The sequence below is a fragment of the Streptomyces antioxidans genome, from assembly GCF_000968685.2.
In the GTDB taxonomy this organism is placed as follows: Bacteria; Actinomycetota; Actinomycetes; order Streptomycetales; family Streptomycetaceae; genus Streptomyces; species Streptomyces antioxidans.
On the sequence record NZ_LAKD02000023.1, the window covers coordinates 1 to 3095 of the forward strand.

2 protein-coding genes are annotated in these 3095 nt (G+C 66.7%); both read right to left on the reverse strand.

The genetic code is table 11. The features are described from left to right. On the reverse strand, window positions 1–132 hold a 132-nt coding region (locus VT50_RS41305; RefSeq protein ID WP_143645203.1), incomplete at its 3' end, for a polyketide synthase docking domain-containing protein. Window positions 133–187: 55 nt separating this feature from the next. Next, window positions 188–3046 (reverse strand): SDR family NAD(P)-dependent oxidoreductase, encoded by a 2859-nt coding sequence (locus VT50_RS09605; RefSeq protein WP_143645204.1) that lies wholly within the window; start codon window positions 3044–3046, stop codon window positions 188–190. Window positions 3047–3095: the final 49 nt, after the last annotated feature.

Below are 3095 nucleotides of genomic sequence, written 5' to 3' on the forward strand. Positions count from 1 at the left end.
CCGACACCCCACCCCCACAATCGCAATCGGCTCCCGCGCGCGCTCCTCAACCTCGCGCAGGCGCGCCCGAGCCTCACGCAGATCAACAGTGGCTCGCTTGAGGTACGTACGTAGCTGCGCCGCGTCCGCCATCGACGAAATGCCTTCCTAAAAGATGTGGATCAAGGGTTCAGAGGAGCTATGCGGGTTACAGGTCGCCGTCGAGGAGTTCAAACAGCTCCTCATCAGTCGCTGTTTCGATGCTCTCGGCGTCAGCGACGTCACCCGTGCCGCGCTTCTTGAACTGAGTCAAGACATCCGTCAATCGACCAGCCGCCAGGGAATGTTCCTCATCGGCGAGGGAAACGGTGCCGAGCATCGCGTGGAGCTTCTCGATTTCCGCCAGCACGCCGTGTGCGCTGTTCCGTTCCGTTTTCGAGACGCTGTCGCCCAGGCGTGAAGCCAGATACTTCGCCAGAGCTATGGGAGTCGGGTGATCGAATACCACGGTAGTAGGCAGTCGAAGACCTGTTGCCGTGCCGAGGTGATTGCGTAGTTCCACCGCGGTGAGGGAATCCAGGCCCATTTCGAGGAGCCCGCCCTCTGCGTCGATGCCGTGGGGGTCGGTTCGTCCCAACACGGTGGCAAGGTGAGTACGGACCAGGTCGAGCAGCAGTTGCTCCCGCTCTTCGGGAACAGCCATGGCGATCCGCTCGCGCCACTCAGCGCCCGAGCCACCACCGTGCCCAGCCGCCGCCTTACGGACCGGCCTGCGCACCAATTGACGCAGCACCGGCGGTACCGGCACCGGCCGATCCCCCAACGCCTTCAGGTCCATCCGCACCGGCAGCACCGCGGCGCGGTCCACCTGCATCGACCGATCAAACAGCGCCAAGGCATCTTCAGTAGCCATCGGAACGATTCCCGAGCGATGCGCACGGACCGCATCAGCAGTGCTGAGGTTCTGGGTCATCCCGCTGGCCTGTGCCCACAGGCCCCAGGCGAGGGAGAGTGCGGGCAGGCCGTGGGCGTGGCGGTGCTGGGCCAGGGCATCGAGGAAGGCGTTGGCCGCCGCGTAACTCCCCTGCCCACCAGCCCCCAGAGTGGCCGCGACGGAGGAGTACAGCACGAACGCCTCCAGGCCCATATCCCGAGTCAGCTCATGCAAATGCCACGCCGCATCCACCTTCGGCGCCAACACCCGCCAAACACGCTCATCACTCAGCCCCTCCACCACACCGTCATCCACCACCCCCGCGGTATGCACCACACCCCTGAGCGGCACCTCCGCCGGAACACCAGCCAACAACTCACGCACCGCATCACGATCAGCCACATCACACGCGGCCACCGTGACCGACGCCCCGGCCGCCTCCAGATCGGCCACCAGCTCCGCCATCCCCGGCGCATCCGGACCCCTACGGCTAGCCAGCAGCAGATGCTCCACCCCATGCTCAGCCACCAGATGCCGGGCCACCACACCCGCCAACACACCCGACGCCCCCGTCACCAACACCGTCCCACCCGAGACCAACGGCGCAGACGCTTGGGAGGGCGCGGACTTCGTCACGCGAGACAAGCGCGGAACCAGGATGATCCCGCCCCGGACCGCCAACTGCGGCTCCTCACCCACGACCAACACCCGCACCGCCGCGTCCGCCGCAGCCGGGCTGATCTCACTGCCGCACTCCAGGTCGTGGTCGAGGTCGTGGTCCAGGAGGAGGAACCGGCCGGGATTCTCAGTCTGCACCGACCGCAACAGCCCCCACACCGGAGCCTGCACCAGACCCGCAACGTCCTCATCTGCCTCAGTGGCGACCGCACCACAAGTGACCACCACCAGACGAGAAGCAGCCAACCGCTCCTCACCCAGCCACACCTGCACGGACCCCAGCACAGCGGACAACGACTCCCCCACCCGAGCAGCCACGTCCTCACCACCGCTCGTCGGACAGAACAACACCACCGTCTCCGGCACCGCCTCGCCCTCGTCCAACGCGCCAATCAACGCAGACACATCCGCGTACCGGACACACGATCCGCCCGCGCGAACCACCGCCTCACCCAGCCCAACATCCGGCCCCACAACCGCCCACGAACCCCCGGCAACCGATGCCCGGGGAGACTCCAGCGGCTGCCAATCCAACTGGAACAGCGAGTCATAACGACTGGCCTGAGCCGCCTGCAACTGCTCAGCCGAGATGGGCCGCAAAGCCAGAGACTCGATGGACACCACCGGCTGACCATCCGCGTCCGCCACCTCCAGCGCCACCGCATCCGACCCCGCACGAGTCAACCGCACCCGCACCACCGACGCACCCGAGGCATGCAACCGCACCCCCGACCACGCAAACGGAACACGCACCGAACCCAACCCCAGCTCCACATCCGGCTGCTGCTCGAAGCCCGTCAACGCCACGGCGTGCAAGACGGCGTCCAGCAGCGCCGGATGCACCCCGAACCGCTCCGCCTCAGCCGCACACTCCTGCGGAAGACGGACCTGAGCGAACACCTCCTCACCACGCCGCCACACCGCCTCCAACCCCCGAAAAGCCGGACCATAACCAAACCCACGCTCAGCGAGCCCGGCATAAAACCCTTCCGGATCCGACATCACCACCTCAGCACCCACCGGCGGCCACTGCTCCAACACCACCCCACCACCAGCAGCCGACTTCCCCGCCGCCAGCAACCCGCTCGCATGAGAGCTCCACGCCCCGTCGACCACATCCGGACGAGACCGCACCTGTACGCTGCGACGCCCGTCCTCATCTGCCTCGCCCACCACAACCTGAAGCTGGGCGCCGCCCCGCTCCCCAAGGATCAGTGGATCCTGAAGAGTGAATTCCTCCACCGCGTCGCAGCCCACGTGGGCCGCGGCGCTCAGAGCCAACTCGACCAGTGCCGCTCCCGGCACCAGCACCGATTCCAGTACACGGTGATCAGCCAGCCATGGATGCGTTTGCAGCGACAGGCGTCCAGTGAGGAAGACTCGCTCCCCGGCGGGCGGCTCCAGAGCGGCTCCGAGCAGTGGGTGTTCGACGGTTTCAAGGCCGAGGTCGGTCACGTCGGCTGTGTGGTGCGGTGCGTCGAGCCAGTAGCGTTGCCGTTGGAAG